The organism is Streptomyces sp. NPDC043878 (genome assembly GCF_056435735.1).
The window spans coordinates 59,705-75,637 of sequence record NZ_JBWKDW010000005.1; the positions used below are offsets into that span (position 1 = coordinate 59,705).

Consider the following 15,933-nt stretch of genomic DNA (forward strand, 5'->3'; position numbering starts at 1 on the left):
CGTGGCGGCCCGGTCCGCGGCGACGCGCGGACCGCTGTCGGGATGCGCGAGGCTCACTCCCGCCCCGACACCGTCACCGCCAGCACCGCCACCGCCGACGCGGCGAGGAGCAGGGGGATACCGAGGCCGTGGTGGACGACCAGCCACGCGCCGAGCGCGGCACCGGCGAGCATCGCGGCGACCGAGGCCGTGCGGCGGGGCGAGTGGGTGCCCGCGCCGCCGCCGGCCCGGGAGTCGGAGGCGAGACCGGTCAGCGTCATGGTCAGGACCGTCGTCGTCAGGTCGGCGACCCCGAGTCTGCGGACGGTCGCGTTGCGCAGGCCCATGGCGAAGGCCGTGACCGCGATCAGCGCGTAGGCGCCGGCCGTGGCGTCGGGCGCGGCGAACGCGACCACGGCCGACCCGCCCAGCAGCAGCGCCTCGGCGGCGAAGGTGCTGCGCGCCCAGGTCCGGCGCGAACCCCCGCCGAGCCGCACCGCGATCCGGCCCCCGGCCATCGCGCCCACGAGGAACGACACGAGCGAGGTCAGGGTGTGCGGCACGGAGAAGCCGGGCGCCCCCGCCGCCGCGAAACCCAGCACCACCACGTTGCCGGTCATGTTCGCCGTGAAGACGTGCCCGAGACCGAGGTAACTCACCGCGTCGATCAGCCCGCTGACCATGGTCAGCACCAACAGGCCCGGAACCAGCCGCACCCCTCGCCCCTCGACGGCCGGCACCTGCGCGCCGGCGCTCTTCGCGCTCTCCGCACTCATGGGCGGGCCTCCGGTCGGGGACGGTACGGGAACACCATGATTCCGCGGCCCGGGCTGTCCCGCCCGGCGCGCGCGGGCGACCGACCGGCACCGTGCGGTCCTGGGAGGGGTGCGGCCCTGGGAGGGGTCTCCCCGTGGGCCGGCACCACCGCCGGAACAGGGCGAAGGCGGCGGCCCAGGGGATCGGGGGCCGCCGCCTTCGCGTCAAGGGACCGGTCACACTGGGTGGTCGGTCGGGGGGACCCGGTCGTACGGGAGGTCGGTCACGGTGACCGGTTGTACGAGGGGTCGCCGGTCGAGGAGAGACCGGGCGCGGGGAGATGCGGGAAGTCGTATGGAGAGGTCGCTCGGGTCCGGGGGACCGGTCGTACGGAGGCCGGTCGGGGGGGAGCGGTCGTGCGGGTCCGGTCGGTGTGGACCGGTGGTGCCGGTGGTGGGGCGGTTCGGTCGGTGTGGACCGGTGGTGCCGGTGGTGTGGCGGTCCGGTCGGTGTGGACCGGTGGTGCCGGTGGTGGGGCGGTTCGGTCGGTGTGGACCGGTGGTGTGGCGGTTCGGTCGGTGAGGACCCGTCGTGCCGGTGCCGGGGCGCGCCGGTCGGTGTGGACCGGTCCTGCCGGTGGTGTGGCGGGCCGGTCGGGGGACCGGCCGCGGGGGCTCGGGCGGGTTGGTGCGGAGGGTACGGGCGGTCGGGCCGCTCAGTACCAGCCGTTGGCCTGCCAGAAGTTCCACGCGGCGGCCGGGCTGCCGTAGCGGGAGTTCATGTAGTCGAGGCCCCACTTGATCTGGGTGGCGGGGTTGGTCTTCCAGTCGGAGCCGGCCGAGGACATCTTCGAGCCGGGAAGAGCCTGGACGAGGCCGTAGGCGCCGGAGGAGGAGTTGGTGGCGGTGACGTTCCAGCCGCTCTCGTGCTGGACGATCTTGCTGAAGGCGTTGTACTGCGCGGCGCTCGGGATCAGCTTGTGCGCGATCGCCTGGGCCTGGGGGGCCGACGAAGTGGCGGCCTGGGCCGGAGCCGAGGTCAGGACCATGCCGGTGGTGGCGGCAGCCAGTGCGGCGGCGGTCAGGGCCTTCTTCGGGGAGGCGATGCGGCGGACGATGCGGGAGACGGACACGGAGAACCTTTTCTTCGGGGACGGGACGGTCGTCGTACATCCGGACCACGCGGTGCGCGGCGGGGGGCGTACGTCGGCGCCGCGGCCCAGGTGGGCAGTCGGCGCCGAGCGACGTGCTCCAGAGAAACAGGTTGGCGAAGTGCCCGCAAATACCCCTTTTGCTAGTTGTGGTCGTACCCGGGGGTCGGCGGGTCGGTGTGACGTGGCTCTCAAAGCGCAGGTCAGCGCGGGTAATGGCAGGGGCATGCCAGCCGATTTCGGCTACGACCCGGGATCGTAGGTGACCTGTGTCATGTGGGGTGGTTCACCGCTGGACCACTCCGTGGTGACGGTCGGCGTACGCCGTCTCACCCAGGGGTGCCGTCGAAGGTGACCGGCGTCTCGAACGCCGCCCGGCGCGTGGCCCGCCGCAGCGCCCGCAGCACCGCCGGGCCGGCGACGACCGTCAGGACCACGGTGACCAGCGCCCGGCCCAGGTCCCAGCCGAGGGAGGTGGCCAGGCAGTACGCGAGGAAACGGGCCAGGTTGGCGGGGACCGCCGCGTCCGGGTGGAAGGCGATGTCGGAGGCGTTCTCGCCCATGAAGGGCCAGCCGGCCAGGTTCATGACCGTGCCGTAGGCGAAGGCGGCCAGGAAGCCGTACGCGGCGAGGAGCAGCAGCTCGGCCCGGCCGCGCAGCCGGTCGGGGCCCGGGAGCAGCCCGGCGCCCATCGTGAACCAGCCCATCGCGAGCATCTGGAACGGCATCCAGGGACCCACCCCGCCCGTGAGCAGCGCGGACGCGAACATGGTGACCGAGCCGAGGACGAAGCCGAACCCCGGGCCGAGCACCCGTCCGCTCAGCACCATCAGGAAGAACATCGGCTCGATGCCGGCGGTCCCGGCGCCGATCGGGCGCAGTGCCGCGCCGGTGGCGGCCAGCACGCCGAGCATGGCGACCGCCTTCGGGCCGAGGCCCGACTCGGAGATCGTCGCGGCGACCACCGCCACCAGCAGGATCAGCAGCCCGGCGAACAGCCAGGGGGCGTCCTGGGCGTGGGCGTTCAGCTGGGAGGCGGGCGGGGCGAGGAACGGCCAGGTCAGGGCGGCCACGCCGACGGCGCTGACCAGCGCGAGGGCGACCAGCGACCGCGCGCCCAGACGGACGGCGCGGGCCTGCGGAGTGGGGGCGGGAGTGGGGGCGGTCATGTCAGCGCCCTCCTCACCTGCGCGACGGTGAGCCACTTCTGCGGCGCCAGGATCTTGGTGACCTGCGGGGCGAAGGAGGGGGACGCCACCACCACGTCGGCCGTCGGACCGTCGGCGATCACCTCGCCGTCGGCGAGCAGCACCACCCGGTGGGCGAGCTCGGCGGCCAGTTCCACGTCGTGCGTGGCCAGCACGATGGCGTGCCCCTCGGCGGCCAGACCGCGCAGGATGCCGACGAGCCGGCCCTTCGCCGCGTAGTCCAGACCCCGGGTCGGCTCGTCGAGCAGGAGGAGCGGCGGCCGGGCGGTCAGGACGACGGCCAGCGCCAGGGTGAGCCGCTGCCCCTCGGAGAGGTCACGCGGATGCGTGTCGCCGGCGATGCCCGGGAGCAGGCCCGAGACCAGGGCCCGGCAGGTGCCGGGGGCCGCGCCCGCGTCCCGGTCGGCCTGGGCGCATTCGGCGGCGACCGTGTCGGCGTACAGCAGGTCGCGTGGCTCCTGCGGTACGAGACCCACGCGGCGGACGAGATCGGAGGGCGCCGTGCGATGCGGTACGGCGTCGGCGACCCGTACCGAACCGGCGGCGGGTTCCACGAGCCCGACGAGCGCGGAGAGCAGCGTGGACTTCCCGGCGCCGTTGCGGCCCATCAGTGCGATCGTCTCGCCGGGCGTCACGGTCAGGTCGACGTGCCGCAGCGCCTGGACGCGGCCGCGCCGGACGGCGAGGGCACGGACGTCGGCCGCGTACGCGGGGGAGGGGGCGTCGGCCGGGGTGCGGCGGCGCGGCCACCGGCGCGCGGCGGCGGGGCGTGGGGCGAGGGGCGCGGGTGTGGTCGTGGGGCGCCGGGTGTCGGGCGAGGGGGCCGCCGCCGCGAGGCGTTCGCGGAGGGCCGGTGCCCGGCGCCGGGCGTCGCGGACCGTGAGTGGCAGGGGCGACCACTGCGCCAGCCGGCCCAGGTCCACCACCGGCGGGCACACCGGGGAGACGGCCATGACGGCGGCCGGGGTGCCGAGGACCGGTGCCGCGCCCGGGGACGGCAGGAGGACGACCTGGTCGGCGTACTGGATGACGCGTTCCAGGCGGTGTTCGGCCATGAGGACCGTGGTGCCGAGGTCGTGCACGAGACGTTGGAGGACCGCGAGGACCTCCTCCGCCGCGGCCGGGTCCAGGGCGGACGTCGGCTCGTCCAGGACCAGGACGCGCGGGTGCGGGGTGAGGACGGACCCGATCGCGACGCGCTGCTGCTGCCCGCCGGAGAGCGTGGAGATCGGGCGGTCCCGCAGACCGGCCAGGCCGAGGAGGTCGAGGGTCTCCTCGACGCGGCGGCGCATCACGTCCGGAGCGAGGCCCAACGACTCCATGCCGTAGGCGAGTTCGTCCTCGACGGTGTCCGTGACGAAGTGCGACAGCGGGTCCTGTCCCACCGTGCCGACGACGTCGGCGAGTTCACGTGGCTTGTGGGTGCGGGTGTCACGGCCGGCCACCGTGACGCGGCCGCGCAGGGTGCCGCCGGTGAAGTGCGGGACGAGTCCGCCGACCGCGCCCAGAATCGTCGACTTGCCGACTCCGGACGGGCCGACGAGAAGGACCAGTTCACCTTCCGGGACCTCGAAGTCGACGCCCCGGACGGTCGGTTCGGGCACGCCGTCGTACGTCACGGAGACGTTCTCGAAGCGGATCACGACGGCTCCTCGGGCGAGCGGGGGCCGGCCAGGAGGGAGGGGGTGGGCCTGGCGGGCGCCGCGGGGACGGGCGGTCCGGCCCGGCCGGGGGCCGGTACGGCGAAGGCCGGGACCAGCCCGACGAGCACGGCCGCCGCCGGCCACAGGGGCAGGGCGGGGGCGACGAGAGGGACCACACCCGGCTGCAGGGCCTCGGGGTCGCGGGCGGCGGCCAGGGCCAGCAGCGCGGCGACCGCGACGCCGGACCCGGTGACCAGCCAGGCCCGCGCGTCCCACCGGTCGGGGCGGTAGCGGGTGCGCAGGGAGCGGCGGCCGCCGAGACGCAGACCGGCGAGGGCACAGACCAGGCCGACCAGGACGAGGGGCAGGCCGTAGGTGCCGCCGGCCGCGGTCAGGACGCCGTACGTGCCGGCGCAGACGCCGAGCAGGCCGCCCAGGGTGAGGGCGGCGGTCGTACGGCGGACCGTGCGCGGTACGTCGGCGCTGCGGCCGTAGCCGCGGGCGTCCATCGCGGCGGCGAGGGACACCGAACGCTCCAACGCGCCCTCCAGGACCGGGAGTCCGACGTGCAGAAGGCCCCGCACCCCCCGGTCCGGGCGTCCGCGCAGACGGCGGGCGGCGCGCAGGCGCTGCACGTCGGCGATGAGGTGGGGGGCGAAGGTGAGGGCCACGACCACCGCCACCCCCATCTCGTACAGGGCGCCCGGCAGGGACTTGAGGAGTCGCGCCGGGTCGGCGAGGGCGTTCGCGGCGCCGACGCAGACGAGGAGCGTGGCCAGTCTCAGGCCGTCGTACAGCGCGAAGACCAGGCCCTCCGCGGTGACCCGGCCGCCGACGCGGATGCCCTGCGCCCAGTGGGGGAGCGGGACTTCGGGCAGCGTGACGAGCACGTGCGTGCCGGGGATCGGGGAGCCGAGGACGACCGCGAAGCCGAGCCGGACGGCGAGCACGGCCAGGGCGAGCTTGACGAACGCGCCGTAGGAGCGGGTGGCGGGGGTGTCGGGGCGGTGGGTGGCCACGACGTAGGCGGAGGTGGCGGCGAGCAGGGCGAGAACGAGGGGGTTGGTGGTGCGGGTGGCAGCGGTGCCGAGGGACAGCGCCCACAGCCACCAGGCACCGGGGTGCACGCACACACCGGACCGGCCGACGCGCGGGGCCGGCCCGCCGCGCTCGGCCCGCTCGGCCCGTCCGGAGCCCGGCGCTTCGGGCCTGGGCCGCCTCTGCCTACGGCGCATTCCGGCGCCGCCTCGCCTGCCATACGGCCGCGCCGCCGAGCACCGCCACCACCGCGCCGCCGGCGAGCAGCCCCAGCGAGGGGCCGTCGTCGTGCGCGGCCGGTTCCCGCGCGCCGCTCCCGGTCCCGCTTCCGCCTGTGCCGCCCGCGTTCACCTGCTCCCCGCAGCCCGTCTTCGGATAGCCGGAGATCGCGCACAGCAGGGCGTTGGTGTCGTAGCGCAGCGGCTTCGCCACCGAGGCCAGGGCCTCGGCCGTCGTCGCGTCCGGCGCGACGACGGCGCAGGCCGTGCGCGCCCGGGGCGGGGTCTCGCCGGACGGGGCGTCCGCCGGCGTACCGAAGTCGACGACGAGGGCCACCCGCTTGCGGCCGTCCGCCGCGGGCGTGCGTGCGCAGATCGACGCGAAGTGGGCCGCGCCGCGCGGCCGTACCGAGTCGCCGGAGTCCTCGCTGACCGAGAAGCGGAAGCCCTGGACGTCACCGTCGGCGGGACGGGTGGTCGACGGGCCCTGCGTGGCGTAGGTCCAGTGGCCGCCGGTGCGGTCCCAGAAGGACCAGTAGCGGTAGCCGGCGGCCCGTGCCTGGGCCGCGTTGCCCAGCAGGAGGACGGCGAGGAGCAGTACGGCGGCGCGGCGGCGCGTCACGGCTTCCGCCGCCGGTTGCGGCCGCTGATCAGGAAGCCGATGCCGATACCGGCGACGAGACCGACGCCGATGATCCACCAGACGCTCGGGGAGGAGTCCTTCTGCTCGTTCTTGTCGGCCCTGTCAGATTTGTCGCTCTTGTCGCTGTCGGCGCCGCTCCGGCCGGTCTGCCCGTCCGCCGACTGCGGGGCGAGGCCCGTGGCGTTCAGCCGCGCGACGAGGTCGGTGCCGCCGAAGTCACGCGGGTCGGTGCCCGTCGCGTGAGCCGCGAAGACCAGCTGGGCGTAGGCGGCGGGGCCGCTCTGCCGGGCCCAGGCCGCGGAGTTGCGCTCCAGCCACCGCAGCGGCTTCTGTGCCTGCCCGGTACCGCCCTGGGCGGCGAGCGCGACGACGGCGTCGGCGGTGTTGCCGTAGTCGGGCTGGTCGGTGGAGCCGGGCATGGCGGACGTCAGGTGCCCGGTCTTCGCGACCGCGCCGGCGAGGTAGGAGGCGCCGTTGGCGGCGGCCTGCCGCGGGGTGGGGTTCCCGGAGCCCGCGCAGCCACCGTCCGTCTTCCGGCCGGCCTCGGCGACCATGCCCAGGCCCAGGGCACCGACCACGCCCGCCGCCGTGGCGTCCGCGTTGGCGGCGAGTTCGCCCGCCTTGTCGGGCTGGAACGCGAAGGCGCCCGCCCCCGCGCCCTTGCACGGCAGGGCGAACGTCAGCAGGGCGTCGTACGCCGACCTGCCGCCCTTCTCGACCCGCGCGGGCTTCTCGCCGACGGCGGTGAGCGCCCCGATGACGACGGACGTCGAGTTGGTGTCGCTGGCGCCACCGGGCGCGTAGCCCCAGCCGCCGTCCTTGTTCTGCACGGATTTCAGCCAGGCGACGGCCCTGTGGGTCTCGGCGTCGTGTCCGCCGAGCGCGGCGAGGGCCTGCACGGCGGCGGCCGTGTTGTTGGAATCGACCGGCACCTTGCCGTCGCACGCCTTGGCGGGGTAGGCGCGGAAGGGGGCGAACGCCCCGCTCGCGCACTGCTGCCCGGTCAGCCAGGTGACGGCCTCGGCGGCCGGTTTCACCCCGGCGGTGTGCTGGGCGAGCAGCGCGAGGGACTGCCGCCACACGCCGTCGTACTGCGGGTTCGCACTGCCGTACAGCCCCGGAGGCAGCGCCGGGGACGACGGCGAGGCGGACGGGGACGGGTCGGCGGCGACGGCGGGCGTGGCCGCGCCGATCACGGCTGTTGCGGCCAGGACCGCGGCGCTGCGGCGGACGTTCATGATCGGCGGGTGCCTCTCTCCTGTGATGTCCGGTGCGCCCCGGGCGCGTGAACGCCGGCGCCGGTCCGGCGTCAACACGGGCCCCACGGGCCTTCGCGCGTTCGCCGCCCCGGCACCGGCACGCCCTTCGGCGCACCGGGTGCAGCGGAGCCGGGCAGCGCGGGACATCCCGGCGGCTCGGCTCCGTATACCTCGACGGTGCCGCGCACCGGCCTGTTGCCGGTACGCGTGAGCCGGTCACGTCCGCCCGGGGCGATCCGGCTCACCGTCCTCGGCGAACGGTTCACGGTATGGGGGTACCTCCCAGGCCCTCAGGGCGCTGGGGGAGGGTCAGCGCCGGAATTGCACCGGCTTTCCCCCGTACGGTCGTGATGACGACCCGGCTACTCTACCGGCCCGTAGGAAGCACCTGAGGGGCGGCTGTGCGGCACCGCGCCGCACCCGGCGCGCGCCTCGCCGCCGCCTCCACAACTCCCCGCCAGGGGCGGCGGGATCACCCCGGCACAGCCGGGCGAGCGCACGGCCGCGCGGTTCACACCGCGACGTACGTCACCGGATCGCTCTCCGGCACCGCCTCCGCCCGGCCCAGTTTGACCAGGCGGCGCAGATGGGCCTCCGCCTCCGAGACGGCGATGGTGCGGGAGCCGTAGGGGATCTGGTCCCAGGGGCGGTTCCACTCCATGCGTTCGGCGAGCTGCCAGGGGGTGAGGGGCTCGGCGAGGAGGGTGAGCAGGCCGGTGAGGCGGTCCTCGTGGTGGGCGAGCAGCTCGCCCACCCGGGAGGCGACGCCCGTGAAGACGTGCTGGTGGGCGGGGAGCACCTCGGCGGGGGCGAGGCGGCCGACGCGTTCGAGGGAGTCGAGGTAGTCGCCGAGGGGGTCGGTGACGGTGGCGTCGTCGGGGTCCTCGTACAGGCCGATGTGCGGGGTGATCCCGGGGAGCAGGTGGTCGCCGGAGAACAGCCGCCCGTGGCCGGGGAGTTCGGCGGGGTGCCGCTCCTCCAGGTGGAGGCAGACGTGGCCCGGGGTGTGGCCCGGGGTCCAGATCGCGCGCAGGCGGCGGCCGGGGAGGTCGAGGAGTTCGCCGGGGACGATCTCCCGGTCCGGGAGGGCGGGGGAGAGACCGGGCAGGGTGCTGGGGCGGGCGGCGCGCAGGGGGGCCACATGGCTCTCGGGGGCGCCGGCGGCGGTGAGTTTGGCGGTCATGTAGGCGAACCACCGCCCGGGGCCGGTGGAGCGGGCCCGCCGCACGAGGGCCGTGTCGGCCGCGTGCATCGCGATCCAGGCGCCGGACGCCTCACGGACGCGGCCCGACAGGCCGTGGTGGTCGGGGTGGTGGTGGGTGACGACGACGCCGTGGATCTCGCCCGGCGCCGTGCCGATGGCGGTCAGTCCCTCGGCCAGGGTGTCCCAGGAGGCCGGGTCGTCCCAGCCGGTGTCGACGAGGACGGGGCCGCGGTCGGTGTCCACGACGTAGACGAGGGTGTGGCCGAGGGGGTTGTCCGGGATGGGGACCTCGACGGACCGTACGCCGCCGCCGTGGTCGTGCACCTGCGCCATGGGCTCCCCAATCGCCGCGTTCCGGCAACTATAACTAGAACGAGTTTCGATGGGAGCCCGAGTCGACCTTCCCGTCGGGCGTCCGGTGCGTGGACTCCGGCGAACGGAACTGGTATCAGTCTTCGTATCCGAGAATCTGATGGATCGTCAGAGAGTGGCCGGGAACGGCCCCGGGAGGCAGTCGCCATGACCGAGCTCGTGGAACACGGACAGCTGTTCATCGGCGGGGAGTTGACCGACCCCCTGGGCAAGGACGTCATCGAGGTGGTCTCCCCGCACACCGAGGAGGTCATCGGACGGGTCCCGCACGCCTCGACGGCGGACGTGGACCGGGCGGTCGCCGCCGCGCGCCGCGCCTTCGACCAGGGACCCTGGCCGCGGATGACCCTCGACGAGCGGATCGGGGTCGTCACCCGGATCAAGGACGCCATCGCCGTACGGCACGAGGAGATCGCCCGCGTGATCTCCTCCGAGAACGGGTCGCCGTACTCCTGGAGCGTCCTCGCGCAGGCGCTCGGCGCGATGATGGTGTGGGACGCGGCGATCACGGTCGCGCGGGACTTCACCTACGAGGAGCGGCGCGCCGGCGTCCTCGGCCGCATCCTCGTACGGCGCGAGCCGGTCGGTGTCGTCGCGGCCGTGGTGCCCTGGAACGTCCCGCAGTTCGTGGCCGCCGCCAAGCTCGCACCCGCGCTGCTCACCGGCTGCACCGTCGTCCTCAAACCGTCGCCGGAGACGCCGCTGGACGCGTACATCCTCGGCGAGATCGCCCGCGAGGCGGGCCTGCCCGAGGGTGTGCTCTCCATCCTCCCGGCGGACCGCGAGGTGAGCGAGTACCTGGTCGGGCACCCCGGGATCGACAAGGTCTCCTTCACTGGCTCGGTCGCGGCCGGCCGCCGCGTGATGGAGGTGGCCTCCCGCAACCTCACCCGCGTCACCCTGGAACTGGGCGGCAAGTCGGCCGCGGTGGTCCTGCCGGACGCCGACCTCGCCACCGCCGTCCCCGGCATCGTCTCCGCGGCCTGGATGAACAACGGCCAGGCGTGCGTGGCCCAGACCCGCATCCTGCTGCCCCGCTCCCGCTACGACGAGTTCGCCGACGCCTTCGCCCGGGCGGCCGGCGCGCTGGTGGTCGGCGACCCGCTGGACCCGGCCACCCAGGTCGGCCCGCTGGTGGCCAGGCGCCAGCAGCAGCGCAACCTCGACTACATCCGCATCGGCCAGGAGGAGGGCGCGAAGATCCTCACCGGCGGTGGCCGGCCGCCGGGCCTGGACCGCGGCTGGTATGTCGAACCCACCCTCTTCGGCGACGTCGACAACTCGATGCGGATCGCCCGCGAGGAGATCTTCGGACCGGTGATCTGCCTTCTTCCCTACGGCGACGAGTCCGAGGCCGTGAAGACCGCGAACGACTCCGAGTACGGCCTCAGCGGCAGCGTCTGGACGGCCGACGTCGAGCACGGCATCGAGGTCGCCCGCCAGGTCCGTACCGGCACCTACTCCGTGAACACCTTCAGCCTCGACATGCTCGGCCCCTTCGGCGGCTACAAGAACTCCGGGCTGGGGCGGGAGTTCGGGCCCGAGGGGTACGGCGAGTTCCTGGAGCACAAGATGATCCACCTCCCGGCCGGCTGGGAGGGCTGAACGATGGGGGCATCTCCCGCGCGAGCGCAGCCGGGCGTGGGGGCGGGCGACCGCTGGCAGGTCGAGGTCGACCGCTCCCTCTGCATCGGCTCCGCCCAGTGCGTCCACAACGCCCCGGACCGCTTCCGGCTGGACACCGCGCGCCAGTCCCACCCGGTCGAACCGGAGGCCGACGCCAACGAGAAGGTCCTCGCGGCGGCCGAGGGCTGCCCGGTGGAGGCCATCATGATCTCGCTGCTGGGGAGCGGGGAGGCGGTGTTCCCACCCGAGGAGTGAGCCTTGGGCGGGCGGGTGCGGCCGGGGGTGTGGGGTGGGCCTGTGGCGGCTCGGCGCCTCGGCTCGAGCGGGCTCGGCCGGGTTCAGCCGCCCCGGCCCGGCGTGCGGCCGCCCCCTCGCGCCTGTCCCCTGCGTGCGGCCGGTCCGGCGTGCGGCCGCCCCCTCGCGCTTGTCCCGGCCCGGCGCGCGGCCGTCCTCTCGCGCCTGTCCCCTGCGTGCGGCCGGTCCGGCGTGCGGCCGCCCCCTCGCGCTTGTCCCGGCCCGGCGCGCGGCCGTCCTCTCGCGCCTGCCCCCGGCGTGCGGCCGGCCCGGCGTGCGGCCGCCCCCTCGCGCCCGCCCCCGGCGTACGGCCGGTCCGGCGCCGCTCAGTCGTCCGTCGACGTCAGGTCGATCAGCCGGCACACCGTCTCGATGTCGATCTTCACCTGGGCGATGGACGCGCGGCCCGAGAGCCAGGTGATCAGGGCCGAGTGCCAGGTGTGCTCGATCACGCGGACCGCGGAGAGCTGCTCCGGGGTGGGGTCGTCCAGACCCATGGCGTCCAGGATGATCACCGTGGTCTGCCGGGAGACCTGGTCGACCTCGGGGGAGACGCTGCGGTCCGCGAAGGTCAGGGCGCGGACCATCGCATCCGCCAGATGCGGCTCGCGCTGGAGGGCGCGGAAGGCCCGCATCAGCGTCTCGGCGACCCGCTCGGCGGCCGTGTCGCCCGTCGGCGGCTTCTTGCGCAGCGTGCCGTGCATGTGCTGCAACTGGTCCTGCATGGTGGCCACCAGCAGATGCACCTTGGACGGGAAGTAGCGGTAGAGGGTGCCGAGGGCGACCTGCGAGGACTCCGCCACCTCGCGCATCTGCACCGCGTCGAACCCGCCCCGGCTGGCCAGCTGGGCACTGGCGTGCAGGATGCGGCGCCGGCGCGCCTCCTGCCGCTCGGTGAGCGACGCCGAGGCCGTTCGCGCGGTACTGGCTTCCACCTTGGCCACCTTGGCTTGCGCAGGCATGGATCTCGTTCCGTGACGGTCGGTGAGGGCTGGTGATCAGACAGCATGGCAGGGCCGGTGCCGTGGCGTGAATCACCTGATCCACTGCTCACAGTGCCCCTACCTGCCGGTAGATTCAGAGCCTCCTGAACGATCAAGTCTGAAACTTGTTCTAGATTAGCGTCCCGGCGTAATCTCGCGGGACAGTGCAGGCAGAAGGGGGCTCAGAGTGACCGCTGAGGCCAGTCAGGCGGGGTCCCCGGACGACCTCGCCGCAGACGGCGAGCGACCGCTCCGCATCGCACTCCTCACCTACAAGGGAAACCCGTTCTGCGGCGGCCAGGGCGTCTACGTCCGGCATCTCTCGCGTGAACTCGCCCGCCTCGGCCACCGGGTGGAGGTGATCGGCTCGCAGCCCTACCCCGTCCTCGACGAGGGCTACGACGGCCTGAGCCTCACCGAACTGCCCAGCCTCGACCTCTACCGGCAGCCGGACCCGTTCCGCACACCGGGCCGCGGAGAGTACCGCGACTGGATCGACGCGCTGGAGGTCGCCACCATGTGGACCGGCGGCTTCCCCGAGCCGCTGACCTTCTCGCTCCGCGCCCGCCGCGAACTGCGCGCCCGCCGCGGCGAGTTCGACGTCGTGCACGACAACCAGACGCTCGGCTACGGCCTGTTGGGCGACGTCGGCGCGCCGCTGGTCACCACGATCCACCACCCCATCACGGTGGACCGCAAGCTGGACCTGGAGGCGGCGCCCAGCCGGCGGCGCAGGCTCTCCGTGCGGCGCTGGTACGCCTTCACGCGGATGCAGAAGCGCGTCGCGCGCCGCCTGCCGTCGGTGCTCACCGTCTCCGGCACGTCCCGGCAGGAGATCATCGACCACCTGGGCGTGCGCCAGGACCGCATCCACGTCGTCCACATCGGCGCCGACACCGACCTCTTCTCGCCGGATCCCTCGGTCGCGCGGCTGCCGGGCCGGATCGTGACGACGTCCAGCGCCGACGTGCCGCTCAAGGGCCTGGTCCACCTCGTGGAGGCGCTCGCCAAGGTCCGCACCGAGCACTCCGACGCCCACCTCGTCGTCGTCGGCAAGCGCCCCACGAAGGGGCCGGTCGCGCGGGCGATCGAGCGCTACGGCCTCGAAGACGCCGTCGAGTTCGTGAAGGGCATCTCGGACGCCGAACTCGTCGACCTGGTGCGTTCGGCGCAGGTCGCCTGTGTGCCGTCCCTGTACGAGGGCTTCTCGCTGCCGGCCGCCGAGGCCATGGCGACCGGGACGCCCCTGGTCGCCACGACCGGCGGGGCGATCCCGGAGGTCGCCGGCCGGGACGGCGAGACGTGCCTCGCGGTGCCGACCGGCGACGCCGGGGCGCTGGCGGCGGCACTGAGCCGGCTGCTGGCCGACCCGGAGCTGCGGGCACGGCTCGGCGCGGCCGGACGCCGGCGGGTGCTGGAGCGGTTCACCTGGGCCCGGGCCGCCGAGGGCACGGTGGCCAGGTACCGGGAGGCGATCGCCAGGGCCGCGGGCGCCCCCGCCGCCGCGCCGGGCGCCGCCGCGACCTCCACGGCCTCCGGGACTCCCACCGCCTCCGCAACCACCGCGCCCCCGGCGGAGCTTCACGCGCGGACACCGGAGCAGGGCGCGGCGGAGGCCACCGCCGTACACGTGACAGACGTCGATTCCAACCGCGAAAGCAGGGCCACGTGCTGACCGTCGACTTCTCCCGGTTCCCGCTCGCCCCGGGCGACCGTGTCCTGGACCTCGGATGTGGTGCCGGCCGGCACGCGTTCGAGTGCTATCGACGGGGCGCCCAGGTCGTGGCCCTTGACCAGAACGGCGAGGAGATCCGCGAGGTCGCGAAGTGGTTCGCGGCGATGAAGGAGGCCGGCGAGGCCCCGGCCGGCGCCACCGCGACCGCCATGGAGGGCGACGCGCTCGCGCTGCCCTTCCCCGACGAGTCCTTCGACGTCGTGATCATCTCCGAGGTCATGGAGCACATCCCCGACGACAAGGGTGTGCTCGCGGAGATGGTGCGGGTGCTCAGGCCCGGCGGCCGCATCGCCGTCACCGTCCCGCGCTACGGCCCCGAGAAGGTCTGCTGGGCGCTGTCCGACGCCTACCACGAGGTCGAGGGCGGCCACATCCGCATCTACCGCGCGGACGAACTCCTCGCCAGGATGCGGGAGTCCGGCCTGCGCCCCTACGGCAGCCACCACGCGCACGCGCTGCACTCGCCGTACTGGTGGCTGAAGTGCGCGTTCGGCGTCGACAACGACCGCGCCCTGCCGGTGCGGGCGTACCACAAGCTGCTGGTCTGGGACATCATGAAGAAGCCCCTCGCGACCCGGGTCGCCGAGCGGGCGCTGAACCCGCTGATCGGCAAGAGCTTCGTGGCGTACGCGACGAAGCCGCACCTGCCGGCCCTGGCCGAGTCCCCCGAGGCGGCAACCAAGTGACCACGCCCCGGACGGAACACCTCGTCCTGCCCGGGGTCCTCACCGCCGAGCAGGCCGCCGCGACCGTCCGCGGCATCCTCGCCGTGCAGCGGGAGGACGGCGCCATCCCGTGGTTCCGGGGCCACCACCTCGACCCGTGGGACCACACCGAGGCCGCCATGGCGCTGGACGCGGCGGGCGAGCACGAGGCCGCCGAGCGGGCCTACGACTGGCTGGCCAGGCACCAGAACGCGGACGGCTCCTGGTACGCGGCCTACGCCGACGGCGACTTCGCCGACGTCACCGACCGGGGCCGCGAGACGAACTTCGTCGCCTACATAGCCGTCGGTGTCTGGCACCACTACCTGTCGACCGGCGACGACACGTTCCTGGACCGGCTGTGGCCGGCGGTGTACGCGGCGACCGAGTTCGTGCTGCGGCTGCAGCAGCCCGGCGGGCAGATCGGCTGGAAGCGCGAGGACGACGGCACGGACACCGCGGACGCCCTGCTGACCGGTTCCTCCTCCGTCCACCACGCGCTGCGCTGCGCCCTGGCCATCGCCGAGCAGCGTGAAGAGCCGCAGCCGGACTGGGAGTTGGCGGCCGGCGCACTGCGGCACGCGATCCGCAGGCATCCCGAGCGGTTCCTCGACAAGGGCCGCTACTCGATGGACTGGTACTACCCGGTGCTCGGCGGGGCGTTGACGGGAGCGGAGGCCAAGTCCCGTATCGAGGAGGGCTGGGACCGCTTCGTCGTGCCCGGCTTCGGCGTGCGCTGCGTGGTACCCAACGCGTGGGTGACCGGCGGCGAGTCGGCGGAACTGGCCCTGGCCCTCTGGGCGGTGGGGGAGTCCGACCGGGCCCTGGAGATCCTTCAGGCGATCCAGCACCTGCGTGACGCGGAGAGCGGCCTGTACTGGACGGGCTACGTCTTCGACGACGAGGCCCTGTGGCCCCTCGAACTGACCACGTGGACAGCCGGTTCGCTGCTGCTCGCGGTCGCCGCCCTCGGCGGCCACGAGGCGACCTGCACGGTGTTCGGCGGCGACCGGCTGCCGCGCGGCCTGGACCCGGACTGCTGGGGGGGGGGGGAGGGGGGGGGGGGGGGGGCCGCAGAGGGCGTCCGACCCCCCCCTCCGGCCACCCGCGGGTTCCTTGCG

General features: G+C 74.4%; 14 protein-coding genes. 5 read left to right on the forward strand and 9 right to left on the reverse strand.

The features are described 5' to 3' along the window. Positions 1-53: 53 nt before the first annotated feature. From AC07AZ_RS09305 to AC07AZ_RS09340, 8 genes are all read right to left on the reverse strand, one after another. Complete coding sequence (locus AC07AZ_RS09305; protein WP_478845458.1) at positions 54-755, reverse strand: YoaK family protein; 702 nt, start codon at positions 753-755, stop codon at positions 54-56. 695 nt (positions 756-1,450) lie between these two features. After that, positions 1,451-1,867 carry an aggregation-promoting factor C-terminal-like domain-containing protein gene (locus AC07AZ_RS09310; RefSeq protein ID WP_478845460.1) on the reverse strand — a complete coding sequence of 139 codons (417 nt, stop codon included), beginning with the start codon at positions 1,865-1,867 and terminating at the stop codon, positions 1,451-1,453. A 347-nt stretch (positions 1,868-2,214) separates the two neighbouring features. Beyond that, positions 2,215-3,054, reverse strand: a complete 840-nt coding sequence (locus AC07AZ_RS09315) for an ECF transporter S component (RefSeq protein WP_478845462.1) — start codon at positions 3,052-3,054, stop codon at positions 2,215-2,217. Then, positions 3,051-4,736, reverse strand: a complete 1,686-nt coding sequence (locus AC07AZ_RS09320) for an ABC transporter ATP-binding protein (protein ID WP_478845464.1) — start codon at positions 4,734-4,736, stop codon at positions 3,051-3,053. The genes AC07AZ_RS09315 and AC07AZ_RS09320 overlap by 4 nt, the downstream gene beginning before the upstream one ends. Then, positions 4,733-5,863, reverse strand: a complete 1,131-nt coding sequence (locus AC07AZ_RS09325) for an energy-coupling factor transporter transmembrane component T (protein ID WP_478845466.1) — start codon at positions 5,861-5,863, stop codon at positions 4,733-4,735. The genes AC07AZ_RS09320 and AC07AZ_RS09325 overlap by 4 nt, the downstream gene beginning before the upstream one ends. Before the next feature lie 97 nt (positions 5,864-5,960). After that, positions 5,961-6,614, reverse strand: coding sequence for an SCO2322 family protein (locus tag AC07AZ_RS09330; protein WP_478845468.1), 654 nt, complete (start codon positions 6,612-6,614; stop codon positions 5,961-5,963). Continuing rightward, positions 6,611-7,873, reverse strand: a complete 1,263-nt coding sequence (locus AC07AZ_RS09335; protein WP_478845470.1) for a prenyltransferase/squalene oxidase repeat-containing protein — start codon at positions 7,871-7,873, stop codon at positions 6,611-6,613. The genes AC07AZ_RS09330 and AC07AZ_RS09335 overlap by 4 nt, the downstream gene beginning before the upstream one ends. Positions 7,874-8,405: 532 nt before the next feature. After that, positions 8,406-9,431 carry an MBL fold metallo-hydrolase gene (locus AC07AZ_RS09340; protein WP_478845472.1) on the reverse strand — a complete coding sequence of 342 codons (1,026 nt, stop codon included), beginning with the start codon at positions 9,429-9,431 and terminating at the stop codon, positions 8,406-8,408. Positions 9,432-9,617: 186 nt separating this feature from the next. Between AC07AZ_RS09340 and AC07AZ_RS09345 the strand changes: the two genes are divergently transcribed. Both AC07AZ_RS09345 and AC07AZ_RS09350 read left to right on the forward strand, forming a co-directional pair. After that, entirely contained in the window at positions 9,618-11,075 is a 1,458-nt protein-coding gene (locus AC07AZ_RS09345) for an aldehyde dehydrogenase (RefSeq protein WP_478845474.1), read from the forward strand. Positions 11,076-11,078: 3 nt separating this feature from the next. Next, on the forward strand, positions 11,079-11,351 hold the full coding sequence (locus AC07AZ_RS09350; RefSeq protein WP_478845476.1) for a ferredoxin: 273 nt from the start codon (positions 11,079-11,081) through the stop codon (positions 11,349-11,351). Positions 11,352-11,716: 365 nt separating this feature from the next. On the opposite strand, the gene AC07AZ_RS09355 is transcribed toward AC07AZ_RS09350, so the two are convergent. After that, positions 11,717-12,352, reverse strand: coding sequence for a TetR family transcriptional regulator (locus AC07AZ_RS09355; RefSeq protein WP_478845478.1), 636 nt, complete (start codon positions 12,350-12,352; stop codon positions 11,717-11,719). 208 nt (positions 12,353-12,560) lie between these two features. Here AC07AZ_RS09355 and AC07AZ_RS09360 point away from each other — a divergent pair, with 208 nt between their 5' ends. The 3 genes from AC07AZ_RS09360 to AC07AZ_RS09370 form a co-directional block, all read left to right on the forward strand. Then, complete coding sequence (locus tag AC07AZ_RS09360) at positions 12,561-14,048, forward strand: glycosyltransferase family 4 protein (protein ID WP_478845480.1); 1,488 nt, start codon at positions 12,561-12,563, stop codon at positions 14,046-14,048. Then, entirely contained in the window at positions 14,042-14,794 is a 753-nt protein-coding gene (locus AC07AZ_RS09365) for a class I SAM-dependent methyltransferase (RefSeq protein ID WP_478845482.1), read from the forward strand. The genes AC07AZ_RS09360 and AC07AZ_RS09365 overlap by 7 nt, the downstream gene beginning before the upstream one ends. Next, positions 14,791-15,933, forward strand: a 1,143-nt coding sequence (locus tag AC07AZ_RS09370; RefSeq protein WP_478845484.1) for a prenyltransferase/squalene oxidase repeat-containing protein, incomplete at its 3' end; no start/stop codon positions are given. The genes AC07AZ_RS09365 and AC07AZ_RS09370, both read left to right, overlap by 4 nt.

Coding starts and splice junctions, on each gene's coding strand:
- AC07AZ_RS09335 (WP_478845470.1), bottom strand. CDS start 7,873: ATGAACGTCCGCCGCAGCGCCGCGGTCCTGGCCGCAACAGCCGTGATC.
- AC07AZ_RS09355 (WP_478845478.1), bottom strand. CDS start 12,352: ATGCCTGCGCAAGCCAAGGTGGCCAAGGTGGAAGCCAGTACCGCGCGA.
- AC07AZ_RS09345 (WP_478845474.1), top strand. CDS start 9,618: ATGACCGAGCTCGTGGAACACGGACAGCTGTTCATCGGCGGGGAGTTG.
- AC07AZ_RS09315 (WP_478845462.1), bottom strand. CDS start 3,054: ATGACCGCCCCCACTCCCGCCCCCACTCCGCAGGCCCGCGCCGTCCGT.
- AC07AZ_RS09340 (WP_478845472.1), bottom strand. CDS start 9,431: ATGGCGCAGGTGCACGACCACGGCGGCGGCGTACGGTCCGTCGAGGTC.
- AC07AZ_RS09305 (WP_478845458.1), bottom strand. CDS start 755: ATGAGTGCGGAGAGCGCGAAGAGCGCCGGCGCGCAGGTGCCGGCCGTC.
- AC07AZ_RS09350 (WP_478845476.1), top strand. CDS start 11,079: ATGGGGGCATCTCCCGCGCGAGCGCAGCCGGGCGTGGGGGCGGGCGAC.